The following is a 20,504-nucleotide window of genomic DNA, read 5'->3' as shown; positions in this document are numbered from 1 at the left end:
AAGGAGAAACAGTGAATCCCCTGAACGACCCGACCATCGCCTACCTGCGCGCCCTGCTGGGCGTCAGGCTGGACCGGGCCCGCGCCGAAACGGACCGGGGCGCCTCCGCGATCGAGTGGGCGATCATCACCGCCCTTCTCGCCGGCATCGCGATCGCCGTGGGCGCGATCATCATCAAGAAGGTCAGCGACAAGGCCAACAGCATCAACACCGGCTGAACCGGCGGGACCGGGGCGCGTCCGCGATGGAGTGGGCGCTGCTCACCCCCGTCCTCATCCTGGTGCTGCTGGTCGTCGTCCAGTTCGCGATGGTCTTCCACGCCCGCCATGTCGCGCTCGCCGCGGCGCAGGCCGGTGCCCGGGTCGCCCGCACCCAGCCCGTCGGCGCCGACTGGGAGGGGCCGGCGGTCGCCAGGGCGGCGGGCGACATCGACAAGATCGGGCCGGAGCTGCTCGGCGGGCGGCGGGTGACCCCGCTGCAGGGCGCCGACGAACGCGGCATCGAGGTGAGCGGCACCGCCGTCCGGGTGATCCCGTTCATGACCTTCCGCGTCACCCAGCGGTCCCAGGGACCGGTCGAATGTTTCCGCCCGGACGTCGAGGGCGGTGTCGCATGTCAGGGCGCGGGCGGATGAACGGCCGGGACCGCGGCTCGATGTCGCTGGAGATGGTGCTGGTCACGCCGCTCTTCGTGGCGTTCCTCCTGCTGCTCGCCGGAGCCGGGCGGATGGTCGACGCGAAGAGCCAGATCGACGGCGCCGCACGGGACGCCGTGCGCGCCGCCTCGGTGGCGCGCAGCGCGGGCGCCGCCGAGGGCCTCGCGCAGGAGACCGCGGCGTCCAACCTCCAGAACAACAAGTGGTGCGCCGGCGGGCCGACCGTGACCACCGACACCGGCGACTGGGGGCCCGGCGGGAGGGTCTCGGTGACCGTGGTGTGCGACGTCGACCTGGGCGATCTGTCGTTCATCGGGTTCCCCGGCAGCAAGCAGCTGAGCGGCACCTCCGTGGCGCCGATCGACACCTATACCTACCGGGGCGGCGACACCGGCGACGACGGTGACGGCGGTGATCAGCAATGATCTGGCGGCGGGCGCGCGACGGTCGCGACGATCGCGATGACCGGCACCGGGACCGGGGGACGGTCTCGATGTACGTCGTGCTGTTCACTCCCGCCGTCCTCGTCCTCGCGGGCCTCCTCGTCGACGGCGGCCTGGCGATCCACGCCCGCCAGCGCGCCGCGGACATGGCCGAGCAGGCCGCGCGCGCCGGGGCCAACCAGATCGACGAGGCGACGTTGCGGGAGACCGGCGAGCCCGTGATCGATCCGGGCCGGGCCGAGTCCGCCGCGTGCGGGCTGCTCGGCGACTACGACGATAACATCACCGCGAGTTCGTGCGGGGCCACCGAGGAGGAGGTGGAGGTCACCGTGGAGCTGACGGTCAACCCCCAGTTCCTCAGCATCGTCCCCGGGTTGGGTTCGTTCACGATGCGGTCCACCGCCTCCGCCCAGCCGATCACGGGAGCCGAGCCGTGACGGCCGGTGGCACGCGAGATAGTCACCGCGCGGGCATTGCGCGCGGGTCGTGGCTGTCTACGATGACAAGGGCGACGTCTGTGCAGGCACGGACCGGTGAGCACCACCGGACGGGCGAGCAAGGGGTGCGATGCTGACAGGAGGGCCCGGAAGTACGGGCACCGGGCGGGGACCCAAGCCGCCGGTGCGGGTACGAGGGCGTCGCGGCTTCGGCGACATCGCCGCCGGGGTCGGCGCGATCACGGCGCTGCTCGCGCTCGTCGGCGGTGTGCCGTACGCGTTGCTGACGTTCTTCGAGCCGCCGATCCCCGATCGGGTGCCGACGGCGTCGGACCTGACCCAGCAGATCGGGCCGGGCGCGCTCGTCACCGTGCTGGTCGCGCTGGTCTGGCTGGCGTGGCTCCAGCTCGCGCTGTGCGTGCTGGTCGAGGTGTACGCGGGGATCCGCGGCGTGGGCGTCCCGGTCCGGGTGCCGCTGGCGGGCGGCACGCAGTCCCTCGTCCACCGGCTCGTGGTCGCGGCGCTGCTGCTGTTCACGGCCACCTCGGCGATCATGCCCGCGTTCAGCGGCCGGGAGCTGCACGCGCAGCGGCCGGCGCAGACGCAGGCCCAGGAGTTCCGCCCGGTCGCGGCGGTCTCCGTCGTGCAGCCGGTCGCACCCGAACAGGCCGCCGAGCCGGCCGTCCAGCCCATGGCCAAGTCGCCGACGACAAAGATCTACCGCGTCCAGCCGCCGGAGGGGCGGCATCACGAGAGCCTCTGGGAGATCGCCGACAAGTGCCTGGGCGAGGGCCGCCGCTACAAGGAGATCTTCGCGCTCAACAAGGGCCGGGTGCAGCCCGACGGGACCAAGCTCAACATCGCCAGCCTGATCCGGCCGGGCTGGATCCTGGAGATGCCCGCCGACGCGACGGGCGCCCAGGTCGTTCCGGTGAAGGACCTCGACGACTACTTCCGCACCGGTCACGCGGGCCCTCCGGAGCCCGTGCCCCAGCAGCGCGCGCCCGAGCAGCCACCGCTGCGGACACCGGCCCCCCAGCCGCCCGCCGCGACGCGACCTCCGGCCGCGGCGCAGCCACCTGCCACGGAGGCCCCCGCGACGCCGCCGCCGGCGTCCCAGGCGCCCGCGACCCCGGCTCCCCAGCCGCCCGCCTCGCAAGCACCGGCCCCGGAGAAGCCCGCTCCGGAGAAGCCCGGCCACGAGGCCCCGGCCCCGCAGGCCCCCGCGCCCCGTCCCGGCGACGAGCTCGGCGGCGGCGCGGGCACCGGCGGCGCGACCGTTCCCGGACGCGACTCGGCCCAGCACCACGACTCGGCCCAGCATCAGGACGACCAGTCGCCCCTCCCGTTCGACCTCGAATGGCCGCAGGGCCTGGCGGCGGCATCGCTCGTCGCCGCCGGGCTGCTCAGCGCGCTGGGCAGGCGGCGCCGCACGCAGATGTGGCACCGCGCGTTCGGGCAGCGGATCGCCCGGCCGGAGGGCCGGGCCGCGAAGGCCGAGCAGGCGCTGCGCGTCGGGGCCGACACCGCCGCCGTCGAACTCCTCGACCTCGGGTTGCGGCACCTGTCCAAGTCCATGGCCGCCGAAGGCGGCGGTCAGGGCCGCGCGCTGCCCACGGTGTACGGGGTGCACCTGGGCACCGACAGCCTCGACCTGTGGATCGCTCCGGCCGACCGCAACCCGCCCGCGCCGTGGGAGGCCTACGACGACGGCCAGGTGTGGCGGCTGCGCGGCGACGCGACGACCGGGCTGCGGGCCGCCGACCTCGGTGACGTCCTCGCCCCGTACCCCGGCCTCGTCTCGATCGGCACCAACCAGAACGGCCGCATCCTGGTCGACCTGGAGGCCGCGCACGGGCTGATCGCCCTGCAGGGCGACGAGGAGACCCGCCGGGCCGTGCTCGCCGCCCTCGCGCTGGAGCTGGCGACCAACCGCTGGTCCGACCACATGCGCATCACCCTCGTCGGCTTCGGCGCCGAGCTGGGCGAGGGACTCGCCGACATCGCGCCCGACCGCGTCCGTACCGTCGAGTCCCTCGACCAGGCACTGCCCGAGCTCGAAGGCCGCAGCGAGGAGGTGCGGCAGGCGCTGGCCGCCTCCGGCGTCGACTCGGTGCTCACCGGCCGCTGCCGCGGGGTGTTCGGCGAGGCGTGGATGCCGCACTACCTGATCATGGCCGACCAGCCCTCCGAACGGGAGGCCGACCGCCTCGTCGCGCTCGCCCGCACCGGCACCCGGATGGCGGCGGGCTACATCGTCCCCGGCGACGTGCAGGGCGCGACCTGGACGTGGGAGGTCGACGCGCACGCGCGCCTCCAGGCCGGGGTGCTCGGCTTCCAGGTGGACGCCCAGCTGATCCCCGAGGAGCACTACCGGGGCGTGTTCGAGCTCTTCCGCACCACCAGGCGCCTCGACTCGGTGCCGCTCTCCGACCCGTCCGACATCGCCGGCGCCGAGCCGCCCGGCACCCGCCAGTCCTCGGTCGACATCCGCATCCTCGGCCCGATCGAGGTCGACGCCCCGGGCCCGATGGACGAGAGCCGCCGCGCCCTGTGCACCGAGGTTCTGATCTACCTGGCGTCCCATCCCGGCGGAGTGCATCCCACGGTCCTCAGCGGCGCGATCTGGCCGCGCGGCGTGACCACCGGCGTCCGCGACGCCTGCGTCGCCCGCGTGTCCGACTGGCTGGGACGTGACGCGCGCGGCCGTCCCAACCTCTACTACGACGACCGCGGCCGCATCCGCCTCGGCTCCGAGGTCAGGGTCGACTGGGCGGTCTTCCGGTGGCTGGTCTGGCGGTCCGCGGCCGAGCCGTCGTCCGAGACCGCCTACATGTCCTACGCCCTCGACCTGGTCCGCGGCCCGGTCCTGGCCGACCGCCCGCGCGGCCGCTACGGCTGGCTGGCCGCCGACGAGCTGGAGTACGAGGCGAGCGCCCGCGTCATCGACGTCGCCCACCGCCTCGTCGTCCTCCGCCTCGAAGAGGGCGATGTTCGAGGCGCCGTCGGCGCGGCCCGGGCGGGCCTCCGCCTGGCCCCCGAGGACGAGGGGCTGTGGCGCGACCTCCTCCGTGCCACCCATGCCACCGGTGACGAGGCCCAGGTGCAGGTGGTCGTCGACGAGCTGCGCTCACGCGTGGCTCGCGACCCCCTCCTGGACCAGCTCCAGCCCGAGACAGAGGCCCTGGTGGAAGAACTGATCCCCCAGTGGCATCAGGTCCCGTCCCGCTGAGCCCGCCGTTTCCGCGAGTCAGCGGAAGATGCTCGTGCCGCCCAGCGAGTGGCGGCCCGGCTGCGGATGGACGACCATGCCCTGCGGCACGCCACCGACCCGCAACGTGCGGACGAGCCGTCCCGTCTGCGTCGACAGCGCGTACGTCATGCCCGTCCGCGGCTCGCACAGCCACAGCTCGGTGCCGTCGGCGGACACTCCGCCCGGCTCCGGCGAACCGCCGCCGGGCAGCCGCCAGTGGCTCGTCGCCCGCCCGGCCGCGAGATCGACGACCGACAGCGTTCCGGTGCCCAGGACGAAGAGGCGCCGCGAGTCGCGGCTGAAGGTGAGCCCGTACGCGCCCGGCCGGGTCGGCACGAACCCGGTGACCGTGAACGCGATGGAGTCGATGGTCCAGACCCCGGCCCTGGCGTGGTCCGCGACATAGAACGTGCGGCCGTCCGGCGCGAGCCGTACCGAGCCGGGAGCCGAGCCGCGCGGGAGCGCCAGCGTGCCGGTGACCTCGCGGAGCGCGGGGTCGACGCGGACCATCCGCCCGGACGGGGTGCAGCTGGCCACCATGAACGTGCCCGTCGCGGAGAAGTCGGCGTGCTCGGCCCCGGCGCACGGCAGCGCCATCCGGCCGCGGGGGCGCATGGTGTGCGGGTCGCGCACGTCGATCTGCCGCTGCCGCCCGGCCAGCACGAGTGCCTCGCTGCCGTCCGGGGTGAAGTACAGGCGGCCGCCCCGGTCGCCGAGCCGGACGGACCGGCCGCGGCGGCCGGTGCGCGGGCTCACCGGGACGACGGTGCCGCCCCGCGCGTCGGTGACCCACAGCCGGCGCAGGTCCCAGGACGTCACGATCCGGCGCGGGACGCCGCCGACGTGCAGGCGGGCGGTGACCTTGAGCGTCCGCAGGTCGACGACGTCGACCGTGCCGTCACGCCCGTTCGGGACGTACAGCCGCGCGGGCAGCCGCCGCACGGCGGGATCGATCAGGCCGGGGCGGGTGGCCGTGTACACGCCGCCGGTGACCGGAAGGCCGGCGCCGGCGGACGCCATGCCGGCCGCGCCGGCCGCCGCTCCTTCGCGCGCCGTCGTTTCGGAGGTCGCCGAGTCGGGTGCCGACCGGCGGTGCGGAGAGGGGCTCTGGAGGTACGGGGCGTGCCCGCCGAGGCCGACCACCGGATCGTCCGGTGAGCCCTGGCCCGGCGGATAGAACGGCACCGGTGACTCGCAGGCCGCGACCGGCAGCCCGGCGACCACCATGACGGCCATGGTCGCGGAGGCGGTGCGGTGTCCCTTTCTCACGGCCGGGACTGTATCGGTTTCCCCACTCCGCGTGTCGGACTCATCACAAAAAGTCTTCGAGTTGCCCTGGTACGTCCGGACAGCCGGATCAGTCGGACTTGCCGATCCCGATGCCGAACTCGCGGTAGACGCGCTCCCAGAAGCCGTCCCGCAGCCACGTCCGGGCCTCCTGGTAGGGGCGCAGCGAGCTGCCCAGCTCCTTCTCCGCCTCGATCAGCAGTTCCTTGTCGATGACGGGCGGCAGGATCGGGCCGGGGAGCAGGTCGCGGATGTTGTCCCGGCCCCGCTCGAAGATCCACTTCTGCGCGACATGCTCGCCGATCTCCAGCATGTGGTCGCGGTCGGGCCCCAGCTTGCCGTCGGTCGTGGACGTCGTGGCGGCAGGGATCACATGGTGCCCGGCGTGCGGCACCGCGTTCTTCATGGCCGCGGCGGGGACGGGCTTGACCGCCGGGGCACGGCCGGCGAACACCTGCGAGGGCGACGGCACCGGAGCGGTGCGGGCGCCGACCTGCGCGACGGCGGCGGCGTCGCGGACGGCGGCGGCAGCGGCCGCGGCGGTGGGAACGGACAGCACCTTGGCTTTAGTGAAGTACGGGCGCAAGAAATCGGCCGGCAGGACCTCGACGGTGTCGGACTCCCAGACCAGCCATTCGGCCTGGTTGGAGCCGTGCGTCGGCTCCACGCCCCAGAGGTGGACGCGCACGCCGTAGCGCTGCGCCGCCTCCACCGCGGGGAGCATGTCCTCGTCGCCGGCCAGCAACACCGCGTCGGTGATCGCACGATGCCGCGCCAGGGCCTCCAGGTCGGCGCGCAACTGCGCGTCCACGCCCTTCTGCTGGCCCTGCGCGTTCAGATTGCCCAGCCGCAGCTTCACCAGCGGCAGGTTGGCGATCACGCGCTGGTCGACCGTCGGCTGCCGCTTGGGCGCCGCGTCGAACCAGTAGACGCGCAACAGTTCGCCCAGCAACTTGTCGTCGGCATGGGTCGTCAATGCCTTGATCAATTTCTCGGCGGCCACCCGGTACTCGCGTCTGGAACCGCAACCGAGCAGCAGCGCACCGGAGGCCGCGTAGAGGTACCCCGCGTCGACGAAGACGGCGTATCGAGCGGGCTGAGGGACGAACTCCGAGGTGGCCATGGCCTTTCACCTTATTCGTGCAGAGGCCGTTCGAGGGTGTGAACCACGGTTACATGTCCTCGGATGATTTCCGTTAACCCGTTCGGCACACCTGGTCGTCCCGCCCATGGGGCCGCCAGGTGAGCGCCGGCGCCGGCCGCGTCAGCGCGGGAGGGCGCTCGCCCGCCACGCCCCCGGGCCGCGTTCACGGAAGGCCTCGGTCCCCGGCCCGCGCAGTTGCCGGGACCGGTCCGCCCAGCGCGAGGCCCGCCCCGCGCCGCCCTCCGCCGCCCGGGCCCGGGCGACCGCGGCGGCCTGTGCCCGGGCGGTGAGGACGGCGACCAGCGCGGCGATCTCCTCGGCCGTCGGCTCACCCTTGACGACCTGCAGGAACGGTGGTGCGGCCCGCTCCACGGCGTGGCTCCCTCCGGCGGCGTGGCTCTCCGCGGTGCGGTCCTCTGCGGCGGCGCTCACAGCGGGATGTTCCCGTGCTTCTTGGGCGGCAGGTTCCTGCGCTTGTCGCGCAGCGACCGCAGTGCCTTGACGACCTGGCCGCGCGTCTCCGACGGCTTGATCACCGCGTCGACATAGCCGCGCTCGGCCGCGATATAGGGGTTGGCCAGCGTGTCCTCGTACTCGGTGATCAGTTCGGCGCGGCGGGCGTCGGTGTCGTCGGCCGCGGCCAGCTCGCGCCGGTAGAGGATGTTGACCGCGCCCTGCGCGCCCATGACGGCGATCTGCGCGGTCGGCCAGGCCAGGTTGATGTCGGCGCCGAGGTGCTTGGAGCCCATGACGTCGTACGCGCCGCCGTACGCCTTGCGGGTGATCACCGTGACGAGCGGCACGGTCGCCTCGGCGTAGGCGTACAGGAGCTTGGCGCCGCGCCGGATGATCCCGTTCCACTCCTGGTCGGTGCCGGGCAGGAAGCCGGGCACGTCCACGAACGTCAGCACCGGGATGTTGAACGCGTCGCAGGTGCGCACGAAGCGCGCCGCCTTCTCCGAGGCGTCGATGTCGAGCGTGCCGGCGAACTGCATCGGCTGGTTGGCGACCACCCCGACCGAACGGCCCTCCACCCGGCCGAAGCCGACGATGATGTTGGGCGCGAAGAGCTCCTGCACCTCCAGGAACTCGCCGTCGTCCAGCACGTGCTCGATGGCGGTGTGCATGTCGTACGGCTGGTTGGGCGAGTCGGGGATCAGGGAGTCGAGCGCGGCGTCCTCGTCCGACACCTCGTTCGGGTCGGCCGGGTTGTCGAAGACCGGCGCGTCGCCGAGGTTGTTGGACGGCAGGTACGACAGGAGCGCCTTGACGTACTCGATCGCGTCGTCCTCGTCGGAACCCTGGTAGTGCGCCACCCCCGAGCGGGAGTTGTGCGAGTGCGCGCCGCCCAGCTCCTCCATCGTCACCTCCTCGCCGGTGACCGTCTTGATCACGTCCGGCCCGGTGATGAACATGTGCGAGGTCTGGTCGGCCATGACGATGAAGTCGGTGATCGCGGGAGAGTACACCGCGCCGCCCGCGCAGGGGCCGAGGACCAGCGAGATCTGCGGGATCACGCCGGAGGCGTGCACGTTCCGCTTGAAGATCTCGGCGTAGAGGCCGAGGGCCACCACGCCCTCCTGGATCCGCGCGCCGCCGGAGTCGTTGATCCCGATCATCGGGCAGCCGGTCTTGAGGGCATGGTCCATGACCTTGCAGATCTTCTCGCCGAAGACCTCGCCGAGCGACCCGCCGGAGACGGTGAAGTCCTGGCTGAAGACCGCCACCGGCCGGCCGTCGACGGTGCCGTACCCGGTCACCACGCCGTCGCCGTAGGGGCGGTTCTTCGCCATGCCGAAGGTCGTCGAGCGGTGCCGGGCCAGCTCGTCGAACTCCACGAACGAGCCGGGGTCGAGCAGCGCGTCGATCCGCTCCCGGGCGGTCATCTTGCCCTTGGCGTGCTGCTTCTCGACCGCGCGCGCGGAGCCCGCGTGCACGGCCTCATACCGGCGCCGTTCCAGATCCGCGATCTTTCCGGCCGTCGTGTGGATGTCGATGTCCACAGCGGGTTCAGGAGCTTCCATCGCCATGCGGGTCAGAGTAACCGCCCGCTGATTCCAGGTCGTCTCCCGGGTGGCTGAGTCGCGGCGGCGGCGCGGCGGCGGACGCGGTGTCGGGTGGCGTTCCCGCTCCTCACTAGGCTGGCCGCGTGGCTACGAACACGCGCGACACCCTCCGGCAGGACATGCCCGAACCGCTCCGCCGCGATGTCCGGCTGCTGGGCGCCATGCTCGGCGACAGCCTGGTCGAGGACGGCGGCCAGGAGTTGCTCGACGACGTCGAGCGGCTGCGGCACGCCGTGATCGCGGCCCGCCGCGGCGAGACCGGCATCGAGGACGTGGCGGCCCTCGTCGACGGCTGGTCGCTGGAACGTGCCGAGCAGGTCGCGCGGGCGTTCACCGTGTATTTCCACCTCACCAACCTGGCCGAGGAGCACCACCGCATCCGCACCCTCCGCGACCGCGACACCCGCGACGCCGAGCCGGTGCGCAGCTCGGTCGAGGCCGCGGTCGAGGCCCTCCGGTCCGCGCGGGCCGGCGCTCCCGGCGCTCCCGGCGCACCCGGCGGATCCGAGGGGGCCGACGACCCCGACACGCGGGTCTACGAGGCGGTGGCCGGGCTGGAGTTCCGGCCGGTCTTCACCGCGCATCCCACCGAGGCCCGCCGGCGCGCGGTCGTCACCGCCATCCAGCGGATCAGCGACCTGCTGGCGCGGCTGAACGCCGGGCCCGGCACGAGCGAGGAGGCCGAGCTCGAACGGCGGCTGCGCGAGGAGATCGACCTGCTCTGGCGCACGGCCCTCCGCCGCCACCTGCAGATGGACCCCCTCGACGAGGTCCGGACGGCGATGGCGGCCTTCGACGAGACGATCTTCCGGGTCGTCCCGCACATCTACCGGACGCTGGACGCCGCGATGGCGCCCGACACCGGGGCCCGCCCGCCGGTGGCCCCCGCCTACCTGCGGTTCGGCAGCTGGATCGGCGGCGACCGCGACGGCAACCCGTACGTGACCGCGCAGGTCACCCAGAAGGCCATGATGATCCAGGCGGACCACGTGCTGCTCGGCCTGGAGAGCGCCTGCGTCCGGATCGGCCGCGAGCTGACCGCGCACGAGTCGACCACGCCGGCCTCGGCCATGCTCCGCACCGCGCTCGCGGCGGCGCGGACGGGCCAGCCCGGCCGGATCGGCGAGATCGCCAAGCGGTCGCCGGAGGAGCCGCACCGGCAGTTCCTGCTGTACGCGGCGGAACGGATCGCCGCGACCCGCCGCCGCGACGCCGACCTGGCCTACGCGACCCCCGACGACCTGCTCGCCGACCTGCGCCTCGTCCAGGACTCCCTGGTCGAGGCCAAGGCCGAGCGCCAGGCGTACGGCAAGGTCCAGGACCTCATCTGGCAGGTCGAGACGTTCGGCTTCCACCTGGCCGAGCTGGAGATCCGCCAGCACAGCGAGCTCCACGAGAAGGCTCTCGCCGAGCTCAAGGGCGGCGGCGAGCGCAGCGAGATGACCGAGGAGATCCTCGACACCCTGCGCGTGGTGGCGTGGATCCAGCAGCGCTTCGGCGTGCGGGCCTGCAGCCGCTACGTCGTCTCGTTCACCCGTTCCGAGCAGGACATCGCCAACGTCCACGAGCTGGCGGCCTCGCTCGGCGACCACGCGCCCGTGCTCGATGTGATCCCGCTCTTCGAGACCGGCGAGGACCTGGAGCGGGCGCCCGCCGTCCTCGAGGGCATGCTGGCGATCCCCGCCGTGCAGCGGCGGCTGGACGGCACCGGGCGGCGCCTGGAGGTCATGCTCGGCTACTCCGACTCGGCCAAGCAGCTCGGCCCGACGAGCGCCACCCTGCGGCTCTACGACACGCAGGAGGCGCTGACCGCCTGGGCGGCCCGCAACGACGTCAAGCTGACCATGTTCCATGGCCGGGGCGGCTCGCTCGGCCGCGGCGGCGGGCCCGCCAACCGGGCGATCCTGGCCCAGGCGCCGGGCTCGGTCGCGGGCCGGTTCAAGGTCACCGAGCAGGGCGAGGTCATCTTCGCCCGGTACGGGCACCCGCAGATCGCCCGCCGGCACGTCGAGCAGGTCACCAACGCCGTGCTGCTGGCGTCCACCGACGCCGTGCAGGACCGTGCCCGCGAGGCCGCCGCCCGGTTCCGGCCGCTCGCCGACAAGATCAGCGACGCCGCCCGCACCGCGTTCCGCACGCTGATCGAGACCGAGGGGTTCGCGGAGTGGTTCGCCCGCGTCAGCCCGCTGGAGGAGATCGCCGAGCTGCGCATCGGCTCCCGCCCGGCCCGGCGCAAGGCCGCCCGCGGCCTGGAGGACCTGCGCGCCATCCCGTGGGTGTTCGCCTGGACGCAGACCCGCGTCAACCTGCCCGGCTGGTACGGCCTGGGCAGCGGGCTCGCGGCCGTCTCGGGCGACGGCGCGGACCTGGCCGAGCTCCAGGAGGCGTACGAGGCGTGGCCGCTGTTCGCCACCCTGCTCGACAACGCCGAGATGAGCCTGGCCAAGTCCGACCGTGCCATCGCCGAGCGCTATCTCGCGCTCGGCGGGCGTCCCGAGATGGCCGAGACCGTCCTCGCCGAGTACGACCGCACGCGATCGCTCGTTCTCGCCGTCACCGGACACCAGCGCCTGCTGGAGAACCGCAAGGTGCTGTCGCGGGCGGTCGAGCTGCGCAACCCGTACGTGGACGCGCTCTCGCACCTCCAGCTCCGCGCCCTGTCCGCCCTGCGGGACGGCGTCACCGACGAGGCAGAACGCGGCCGCCTCGAAGAGCTGCTGCTCCTCTCGGTGAACGGCGTGGCGGCGGGCCTCCAGAACACGGGCTGATCAGGGCCAGTTCGGCGGGCGCTTCTCGTTGAACGCGGCGATGCCCTCGCGGCGGTCGGGCGAGAACGCGACCGTGCGCCAGGCGTTCTCCTCCAGGTCCAGCGCCGAGGGGAGATCCTTGCCCGCGCCCAGGCGCATGGCGCGTTTGGCGGCCCGGACGGCGGCCGGGGAGTTGCGCGCGATCACTCCGGCCAGCGTCAGCGCCGCCTCGCGGGCCGTGCCGGCCGGGACGCGCCGGTCGACCAGCCCGTACGACTCCGCCTCGTCGATGCTCAGCCGGCGGCCGGTCAGCACCAGATCGGCCGCCCGGCCGGGCCCGAGCCGCCGCGTCGCCAGCTGCGTGCCGCCACCGCCCGGCACCAGGCCCACCCCCACCTCGGGCAGCCCGAACACCGCGGTCTCGTCGGCCACGATCAGGTCGCAGGACAGCGCGAACTCGCAGCCGCCGCCGAGCGTGTAGCCGTGCACCGCGGCCACGACCGGCTGCGGCAGGCCCAGCACCCCACCGAACGCGGCTCGGAACACCGGGCGCTGTGCCATGAGCTCGTCGTCGCTCATGGAGTTGCGTTCCTTGAGGTCAGCCCCGACGCAGAAGGCCTTCTCACCCGCCGCGCTCAGCACGACCGCCCGCACCGAACGTTCGGACGCGATCTCCGCGCAGACATCGGCCAGCCGCCGCGCCATCGCCGTCGACAGCGCGTTCAGCGCCTCCGGCCGGTCCAGCACGATCTCGGCGACATGGTCGTTCTGGTCGTCGCGCCGCAGCGTCACTCCATCCACGCCAGCCACTCTAGGCACGCCCTCGGCCGCCCGCCATCGGGGGAGGGGCGGCGCATCGCCGCAAACCGGCCGTGGGGTTGGATAGACGGGTGAACGAGTCAGCGTATGGCGATCTTGAACGGCCGCCGCTGCACGAGACGGCGCTGGGGCGCGCGCTCGTCAGGGCCGGCGGGCTCTGGCGGGACGTCCGCGTGGTGGCCGAGACCGGGTCCACCAACGCCGACCTCGCGGCGGCGGCGCGCGAGGGCGCCCCGGCGGGGACGGTGCTGGCCACCGAGCTGCAGACGGCCGGCCGGGGCCGGCAGGGCCGGCAGTGGACGGCGCCCGCGCGGTCGGGCCTGATGTTCTCGATGTTGTTGCGGCCCGCCCTGCCCGTCGAACGGCTGGGCTGGATTCCGCTGCTGACCGGGGTGGCGGTGGCCTCGGCCGTACGGCGGATGACCGCGCGGGTCGAGGCCGGCCACTTCGGCGAGGCGCGCGGCGATGTCGCCGTGGACGTCCGCCTGAAATGGCCGAACGACCTGCTCGTCGGCGAACGCAAGCTCGCCGGGATCCTGGCCGAGAAGGTGGACGACGCCGTGGTCGTGGGCGTCGGGCTCAACGTGGGCCTCCGCGAGGACGAGCTGCCCGTGCCCACCGCCACCTCCCTGGCGATCGAGGGCGCGCCCCTCAGCGACCGGGCGCCGCTGCTCCGCGCGATCCTGCGCCATTTCGAGGGCTGGTACCGCGAATGGACGGAGCTGGGCGGCGATCCGGAGACCAGCGGGCTGCGCACCGCTTACAAGGATCTCTGCGCCACGCTCGGCCGGACGGTCCGGATCGACCTCCCCGGCGACGAGACGCTGAGCGGCGTGGCGAGCGACGTCGACGGGGCCGGCCGCCTGGTCGTCGGCGACCGCCCGGTGAGCGCCGGGGACGTGGTGCATGTGCGGTGAACATGGAGGTTGACGGCATGTGAACGGCAGGTGGGGTTTCGGACACCGATGCCCCAGTGATGTCTAATCTGCCACGATATGTCGCGGGGGAGGAGGTGCAGGGAGATGGCCGAGTTGCCAGACCCGAAGGAGATCGAGGAACTCCTGCTCGGCGGCGCGCTGCGCTACACCCGGGTCGACGCCGTCCGCCTGTCGGGCGTGACGAAGGAGTTCTCGGCCCGCCTCTGGCGGGCTTTCGGCTATCCCTCCATGCCGGACGAGGCCATCGCCTACACCGAGGGCGACGTCGCGGCGCTCACCCGCATCAGGCGCCTCATGGACGACGGCGTGCTCGACGAGGACGGCGTGATCCGGCTCGTCCGGGCGTTCGGCCAGACCATGACCCGGCTCGCCGAATGGCAGGTCAACCTGCTGAGCAGCATGATCAGCAGCGATCCGCAGGAACCCCCCGGCAACGACGCCGTCCGGACCCTCGTCGAGATCGCCGAGAAGCACATCGACGACTTCGAGCCCCTCGTCGTGCACGCCTGGCGCCGCCAGCTGGCCGCCGCGGGCACCCGCGCGATGGCCTCGGTCGCCACCCGGGACGGGTCGTCCACCGCGCGCCAGCAGACCACGGTCGGCTTCGCGGACATGGTCTCGTTCACCCAGATGAGCCGCGAACTCGAAGAGCTCGAACTCGCCCGCGTGGTCGAGCGGTTCGAGGAGACCGCCGCCGACATCGTCGCCGCCAGCGGCGGCCGCCTGGTCAAGACCCTCGGCGACGAGGTGCTCTTCAGCGCCGACTCGCCCCGCCTCGGCGGCGAGATCGCCCTCACCATCGCCGAAGCGATCAAGGACGAGACCGAGGTCCCCGACGTCCGTGTGGGCGTGGCCTACGGCCCCGTCCTCCCCCTGATGGGCGACGTCTTCGGCACCACGGTCAACCTGGCCGCCCGCCTCACCTCACTCGCCCGCCCCGGCTCGGTCGTGATCGACGACGCCCTCGCCACCGAACTGACCGACGACCCCGCGTTCGAGATCACCCGCATAGTCCGCCGCCCCGTCCGAGGCCTCGGAATCATCCAGCCATTCGTCCTCCGCCGAGCCCCATGACCCGCCCAAGCAGAGGCCCCTTGCCACCATTGGTGGCAAGGGGCCGAAGCGAGGGTGGCTCATCGCCCATGGAGCTCGGCTGTCGTCCCACGTAACCGGCAAGGCCGAGTGTCGCCGCGAACGCGCTACCTGAGCTGGAACGAGCCGCCAGGCGAGGGCCCGGGGCCGCGAAAGCGATTGAGACTAGACAGGCTCGGAGATGCTCTCGCCGGGGCCTTCGGTGAGGCGGAGCAGGTAGTTCTGCTCGCCGAGGGACTGGACCAGGGCCAGCTCGGTCTCGAGATAGTCGACGTGCTCCTCCTCGTTGGCGAGGATGTCCTCGAAGATCCGGGCCGAGGTGACGTCGCCGCGGGAGCGCATGAGCTCGATGCCGGGGCGCAGCCGGGTGACCGCCTCCAGCTCCAGCTCCAGGTCGGCCTTCAGCGTCTCGACGACGGTCTGGCCGATCTTGAGGGTGTTGAGCTTCTGGTAGTTCGGCAGTCCCTCGAGGAAGAGAATGCGGTCCGTCAGGCGCTCCGCGTGCTTCATCTCTTCGATGGATTCTTCGCGGGTGTGCTTGGCCAGGCGGGTGAAGCCCCAGTTGTCCTGCATCTTCGCGTGCAGGAAGTACTGGTTGATCGCGGTGAGCTCCGCGGTGAGCTGCTCGTTGAGCAGCGCGATGATGTCCTTGTCGCCTTCCATATCGCCCCATGCTTCCATGTCGGAGGCCCTGTGGACAGCACTGGGGCCCGTCCGGCGCGTGTCTTCTCGATCACGTTCCCCGAACGGGTGCCCTGCGGCTGGGCTCTCAGGCGGCGGTCGTGGCGGTGTTTCCTCTCTGGGCGAGCTCCGTCGCGGCCACCGGAACCGGTGGTGCGAGAGGCTTGTCCGGCTGCTCCTGAACGATCTCCAGCGGGAGCGGCCCGCCGGTGAGGGCGTCCACCAGGTCACTGGCCGTCCGGTACTCGCTGACCATCGCGGACAGCCGCTTGGTGCAGGAGCCGCAACCCGGCTTCATGCCGCAGGCGGTCTTGACGTCCCTGGTGGTCATGCAACCGTCGGCCATGCAGCCGCGCACGTCGTCCTCCGTGACGGCGTTGCAGACGCAGACGTACATGAGCTGGGGGGCCTCTCTCGTTAGGGCAGCCTCAATAAGGTTAGGCAAGCCTAACGGTACCTAGGAATGTCCGATCTGGCCAGTAGGCTCCCGTTCGGTGTGAGCCAACCCTCAAGGGGAAGCATCCGTTCGCGACGAGGACCCCCGGCTCGGAAGGCGAAGGAACATGGCGGATGTCTGGCCTGGTGATGCTTATCCGCTGGGGGCCCATTTCGACGGCGCGGGCACCAATTTCGCCGTCTTCGCGGAGGCCGCCGACCAGGTCGAACTCTGCCTGTTCGATGCCGGGGGAGGCGCTGAGAAGCGCGTTCCGCTGCCGGAGGTGGACGCGTTCGTCTGGCACGGCTATCTCTCGGGGATCATGCCGGGGCAGCGGTACGGCTACCGGGTGCACGGGCCGTACGAGCCGGCCGAGGGCCATCGGTGCAATCCGGCCAAACTGCTGGTCGATCCGTATTCGCTGGCCATCGAGGGCGCGGTCGACTGGCACGAGTCCTGCTTCGGCTACGACTTCGGCGATCCCTGGTCGCGCAACGATCTCGACTCGGCGCCGCACACCATGCGGTCGGTGGTGGTCAGCCCCTACTTCGACTGGGGGGACGACCGGCCGCCGCGCACCTCGTACCACGAGACGGTGATCTACGAGGCCCATGTGAAGGGCCTCACGATGCGGCACCCCGAGATCCCGAAAGAGCTGCGCGGCACGTACGCGGCGCTCGGCCATCCGGTGATGATCAAGTATTTCCAGGATCTCGGGGTCACCGCGGTCGAGCTCATGCCGGTGCACCAGTTCGTGCACGACGACTTCCTGCTCAAACGGGGGCTGCGCAACTACTGGGGCTACAACACGATCGGCTTCTTCGCCCCGCACAACGAGTACTCCGCCGGCGGTCAGCGCGGCGAGCAGGTGCTGGAGTTCAAGGCGATGGTCAAGGCCCTGCACGAGGCGGGCATCGAGGTCATCCTCGACGTCGTCTACAACCACACCGCCGAGGGCAACCACCTCGGGCCGACGCTGTCGTTCCGCGGGCTCGACAACGCCTCGTACTACCGGCTGGTCGACGACGATCCGCGCTTCTACATGGACACCACGGGCACGGGCAACAGCCTGCTCATGCGCAGCCCGCACGTGCTTCAGATGATCATGGATTCGCTGCGGTACTGGGTCACCGAGATGCACGTGGACGGGTTCCGGTTCGACCTGGCGGCCACGCTGGCCCGGCAGTTCCACGAGGTCGACCGGCTGTCGGCGTTCTTCGATCTCGTCCAGCAGGATCCGGTGGTCTCGCAGGTCAAGCTGATCGCCGAGCCGTGGGACGTGGGCGAGGGCGGCTACCAGGTCGGCAACTTCCCGCCGCTGTGGACCGAGTGGAACGGCAAGTACCGCGACACCGTCCGCGACTTCTGGCGCGGGCAGCCCGCGATGATGCCCGAGTTCGCGTCGCGCCTGGCCGGGTCGAGCGACCTCTACGCCGACGACGGCCGCAAGCCGTTCGCCTCGATCAACTTCGTGACCTGCCACGACGGCTTCACGCTCACCGACCTCGTCTCCTACAACGTCAAGCACAACGACGCCAACGGCGAGGCCAACCGGGACGGCACCGACGACAACCGGTCCTGGAACTGTGGCTACGAGGGCATGGTCGAGGATCTGGACGTCCTGTCCCTGCGCGAACGGCAGAAGCGCAACCTGCTCGCGACCATGTTCCTGTCCCAGGGCATCCCGATGTTGTCGCACGGCGACGAGCTCGGCCGTACACAGCGCGGCAACAACAACGCCTACTGCCAGGACAACGAGCTCGCCTGGATCAACTGGGACGACCTGCTCGTCCACTTCCCGCTCCAGGACTTCGTGCAGCGGCTGGCCCGGTTGCGCGCCGAGCACCCGGTGTTCCGGCGCCGCCGTTTCTTCCAGGGCAAGCGCGTCATGCGGTCGGAGACGGAACTGCATGACCTGGTCTGGTTCACCCCAGGAGGCAGTCAGATGTCCGATTCCGACTGGTCGGCAGGGTTCGCCAAGTCGATGCAGGTCTTCCTGAACGGCAACGCGATCAGTGAACCCGGCCGGCGCGGCGAGCACATCCGCGACGACTCCTTCCTGCTGATGTTCAACGCCCACCACGAGGACCTGGACTTCGCGCTGCCGCCGGGACGGTACGGCGGGATGTGGATCAAGGTGATCGACACCGCCGATCCGATGCTCGCCGAGGGCCAGGGGGCCGCGGTCAAGGCCGGCGAGTCGGTCCTGGTCGAGCAGCGCTCGGTGCAGGTGTTGCGCCGTGTCTGAGGCCCCCGTTCCCCCCAGTGGCCCGCACGAATTCCCCACCGGCACGTACCGGCTGCAACTGTGCGGGGTCGGCGACGAGCCCGGGCAGCGGTTCGGGTTCCGCGAGGCGGCCGCGCTCGCCCCCTATCTCGTGGCGCTGGGCGTCTCGCACGTCTACCTGTCGCCGGTGTTGCAGGCGGCGCCCGGATCGACGCACGGGTACGACGTCGTCGATCACGAACGGCTCGCGGCGGAACTGGGCGGCGAGGACGGGTTCCGGGCCATGGCGGCGCGGTTCCGTTCGCACGGCCTCAAGGTGCTCGTCGACATCGTCCCCAACCACATGGCCGTGCCGATGCCGGCCGATCTCAACCGGCCGCTGGCCTCGGTGCTGGCGGAGGGGCCGTCCTCGTCCCGGGCGAAGTGGTTCGACATCGACTGGGAGGCGGGCGGCGGCCGGGTCGTGCTGCCGTGGGAGGGCGAGGTCAATTACCGGCGGTTCTTTGACATCTCCGGCCTGATCGGACTACGCCAGGAGGACCCCGAGGTCTTCGAGCGAACCCACGACCTGACGCTCCGGCTGGTGGACGAAGGGCTCATCGACGGGCTTCGTGTCGATCATCCCGATGGGCTGGCCGATCCGCGCGGCTATCTGGACCGGCTGAGCTCGCGGGCGGCCACGGCCTGGGTGCTGGTCGAGAAGATCACCACTGGGGAGGAGGAACTCCCCGGCGACTGGCGCTGCGCGGGCACGACCGGCTACGACGCGCTCGGCATGGTCGGCGGGCTGTTCATCGACCCTGACGGGGAGAAGCCCCTGACCGACGCCTATGTCGCGTTCACCGAGGGACCGGCCGGGTTCGCCGAGGTGGAGGACGCGTCGCGGCGGTACGTGGCGGAGCACGCGCTGCGTCCCGAGATGGTGCGCCTGCACAAGGTGCTGTGCCGCACGCTGCCGTCGGAGCCGCCCGAGGCCCTGGAACGGGTGCTGACCGAGTTGCTGATCGCGGTGCCGGTCTACCGGGCGTACGTGGTTCCCGGCGAGGAGGCGCCCGCGCAGGCGGCGCACGTCATGGAACAGGCGGCTCGCAGAGCGAGGGCACACCTGCCTGACGAACTGCACGGACTGTTGGAAACGGTCGTCCGAGTCGTTCTCGGGTTGGAATCACCGACCTCGGACGACGGCGAGTTCACGGTGCGCTTCCAGCAGACGTCGGCGCCGCTGGCGGCCAAGGGCGTGGAGGACACCGCGTTCTACCGCTGGTCGCGGATGGCGGCGCTGAACGAGGTGGGCGGTGACCCTGAGCGGTTCTCGGTGGGCGCCGCCGACTTCCACGCGTACTGCCGCCGGATCGCGCGCGACTGGCCCGCCACGATGACGACGCTCTCCACGCACGACACCAAGAGGCAGGAGGACGTGCGGGCCCGGCTGGCGGTGCTCGCGGAGCTGCCCGAGGCATGGGCCGAGGCCGTGCGGCACTGGCACACCTGGTATCCGGAGGGCGTCCCGCTGGAGCCCGATCTCGAATACCTGCTGTGGCAGACGCTCGCCGGGGCCTGGCCGATCACCGAGGAACGGCTGGCGGGCTTCCTGACCAAGGCGATGCGCGAGGCCAAGACCCGCACGTCCTGGGTCGACGGTGATCCCGCGTACGAGGAGGCGGTCCTCGCGTTCGCCCGCCGGGTCCTGGCCGACGCGGGGCTGGTCAAGGACATCACGGACTTCGTGGGACGGCTCGCGCCGCACGCCCATGCCAACAGCCTCGGGCAGAAGCTCGTCCAGCTGACCATGCCGGGCGTGCCGGACGTCTACCAGGGCTGCGAGCTGAGCGGCCTGGCGCTGGTCGATCCCGACAACCGGCGTCCCGTCGACTACGGCCGCCGGCGCGCGCGGCTCACCCGTCTCGACAGCGGCCGCGCCCCGAGCGACACCGACGACGAGAAGCTCCTGGTGACGGCGCGGACGCTGCGGGTGCGCCGGGACCACCCGGAGTGGTTCGGCGGCGCGTACGACCCGGTGACCGTCGCCGGTCCCGCCGCCGATCACGCGGTCGCGTTCCGGCGCGGCGAGGCGGTGACCGTGGTGACCCGGCTGCCCGCGGGCCTGGAACGGCGCGGCGGCTGGGGCGGCACCGCCGTCGAGGTCGCCGCCGAGGCCTGGCGCGACGTCTTCACCGGCGTGGTCCACCAGGGGCCGCGGCTGCCTCTCTCCGAGGTGCTCGATCCGCTGCCGGTGGCCCTGCTGATCCCTGACCGACTCCCCGCGAGTGAGTGAGCGA

17 protein-coding genes are annotated in these 20,504 nt (G+C 72.0%); 10 read left to right on the top strand and 7 right to left on the bottom strand.

The window, feature by feature from the left end; translation table 11 throughout:
• The first annotated feature begins 11 nt into the window (after positions 1–11).
• The 5 genes from ACGFNU_RS25470 (at position 12) to ACGFNU_RS25450 (ending at position 4,767) form a co-directional block, all read left to right on the top strand.
• Positions 12–218, top strand: a complete 207-nt coding sequence (locus ACGFNU_RS25470) for a hypothetical protein (RefSeq protein ID WP_392597384.1) — start codon at positions 12–14, stop codon at positions 216–218.
• A 26-nt stretch (positions 219–244) separates the two neighbouring features.
• A complete protein-coding gene (locus ACGFNU_RS25465; RefSeq protein WP_392597382.1) occupies positions 245–634 on the top strand; it encodes a TadE/TadG family type IV pilus assembly protein in 390 nt (129 codons plus the stop codon).
• Entirely contained in the window at positions 631–1,080 is a 450-nt protein-coding gene (locus tag ACGFNU_RS25460; protein WP_392597380.1) for a TadE/TadG family type IV pilus assembly protein, read from the top strand. Before ACGFNU_RS25465 ends, ACGFNU_RS25460 begins: the two co-directional genes overlap by 4 nt.
• On the top strand, positions 1,077–1,535 hold the full coding sequence (locus ACGFNU_RS25455; protein WP_392597378.1) for a TadE family protein: 459 nt from the start codon (positions 1,077–1,079) through the stop codon (positions 1,533–1,535). The genes ACGFNU_RS25460 and ACGFNU_RS25455 overlap by 4 nt, the downstream gene beginning before the upstream one ends.
• Before the next feature lie 130 nt (positions 1,536–1,665).
• The gene (locus ACGFNU_RS25450; protein WP_392597377.1) at positions 1,666–4,767 is read left to right on the top strand and encodes a BTAD domain-containing putative transcriptional regulator; all 3,102 of its coding nucleotides are present in this window, start codon (positions 1,666–1,668) and stop codon (positions 4,765–4,767) included.
• An 18-nt stretch (positions 4,768–4,785) separates the two neighbouring features.
• Here ACGFNU_RS25450 and ACGFNU_RS25445 read toward each other — a convergent pair whose 3' ends face one another.
• From ACGFNU_RS25445 to ACGFNU_RS25430, 4 genes are all read right to left on the bottom strand, one after another.
• Entirely contained in the window at positions 4,786–6,057 is a 1,272-nt protein-coding gene (locus tag ACGFNU_RS25445) for a YncE family protein (RefSeq protein WP_392597375.1), read from the bottom strand.
• Between the two features lie 88 nt (positions 6,058–6,145).
• Positions 6,146–7,198: an NYN domain-containing protein gene (locus tag ACGFNU_RS25440; protein WP_392597373.1), complete on the bottom strand. Its 1,053-nt coding sequence runs from the start codon at positions 7,196–7,198 to the stop codon at positions 6,146–6,148.
• A gap of 141 nt (positions 7,199–7,339) precedes the next feature.
• A complete protein-coding gene (locus ACGFNU_RS25435; protein ID WP_392597756.1) occupies positions 7,340–7,591 on the bottom strand; it encodes an acyl-CoA carboxylase subunit epsilon in 252 nt (83 codons plus the stop codon).
• Positions 7,592–7,647: 56 nt separating this feature from the next.
• Positions 7,648–9,249: an acyl-CoA carboxylase subunit beta gene (locus ACGFNU_RS25430; protein ID WP_392597371.1), complete on the bottom strand. Its 1,602-nt coding sequence runs from the start codon at positions 9,247–9,249 to the stop codon at positions 7,648–7,650.
• 155 nt (positions 9,250–9,404) lie between these two features.
• Here ACGFNU_RS25430 and ACGFNU_RS25425 point away from each other — a divergent pair, with 155 nt between their 5' ends.
• Positions 9,405–12,053, top strand: a complete 2,649-nt coding sequence (locus ACGFNU_RS25425; protein WP_392597754.1) for a phosphoenolpyruvate carboxylase — start codon at positions 9,405–9,407, stop codon at positions 12,051–12,053.
• On the opposite strand, the gene ACGFNU_RS25420 is transcribed toward ACGFNU_RS25425, so the two are convergent.
• Positions 12,054–12,833 (bottom strand): enoyl-CoA hydratase/isomerase family protein, encoded by a 780-nt coding sequence (locus tag ACGFNU_RS25420; protein WP_392597370.1) that lies wholly within the window; start codon positions 12,831–12,833, stop codon positions 12,054–12,056. It abuts the gene before it with no gap.
• 89 nt (positions 12,834–12,922) lie between these two features.
• On the opposite strand from ACGFNU_RS25420, the gene ACGFNU_RS25415 reads away from it, so the two are divergent.
• Positions 12,923–13,768: a biotin--[acetyl-CoA-carboxylase] ligase gene (locus tag ACGFNU_RS25415; protein ID WP_392597369.1), complete on the top strand. Its 846-nt coding sequence runs from the start codon at positions 12,923–12,925 to the stop codon at positions 13,766–13,768.
• A gap of 105 nt (positions 13,769–13,873) precedes the next feature.
• Complete coding sequence (locus tag ACGFNU_RS25410; RefSeq protein ID WP_392597368.1) at positions 13,874–14,863, top strand: adenylate/guanylate cyclase domain-containing protein; 990 nt, start codon at positions 13,874–13,876, stop codon at positions 14,861–14,863.
• Positions 14,864–15,046: 183 nt separating this feature from the next.
• Here ACGFNU_RS25410 and bfr read toward each other — a convergent pair whose 3' ends face one another.
• Entirely contained in the window at positions 15,047–15,544 is a 498-nt protein-coding gene (gene bfr / locus ACGFNU_RS25405; protein WP_392597366.1) for a bacterioferritin, read from the bottom strand.
• Between the two features lie 106 nt (positions 15,545–15,650).
• Positions 15,651–15,959 carry a bacterioferritin-associated ferredoxin gene (locus ACGFNU_RS25400; protein ID WP_392597364.1) on the bottom strand — a complete coding sequence of 103 codons (309 nt, stop codon included), beginning with the start codon at positions 15,957–15,959 and terminating at the stop codon, positions 15,651–15,653.
• A gap of 166 nt (positions 15,960–16,125) precedes the next feature.
• Here ACGFNU_RS25400 and glgX point away from each other — a divergent pair, with 166 nt between their 5' ends.
• Entirely contained in the window at positions 16,126–18,246 is a 2,121-nt protein-coding gene (gene glgX, locus ACGFNU_RS25395) for a glycogen debranching protein GlgX (protein ID WP_392597362.1), read from the top strand.
• Positions 18,239–20,500 carry a malto-oligosyltrehalose synthase gene (gene treY, locus ACGFNU_RS25390; protein WP_392597361.1) on the top strand — a complete coding sequence of 754 codons (2,262 nt, stop codon included), beginning with the start codon at positions 18,239–18,241 and terminating at the stop codon, positions 20,498–20,500. The genes glgX and treY overlap by 8 nt, the downstream gene beginning before the upstream one ends.
• Positions 20,501–20,504 lie beyond the last annotated feature (4 nt).

The organism is Spirillospora sp. NPDC048911, from assembly GCF_043198015.1.
In the GTDB taxonomy this organism is placed as follows: domain Bacteria; phylum Actinomycetota; class Actinomycetes; order Streptosporangiales; family Streptosporangiaceae; genus Spirillospora.
Note: the sequence above shows the minus strand (reverse complement) of the source record. Positions and strands in the feature narration are given on the sequence as shown.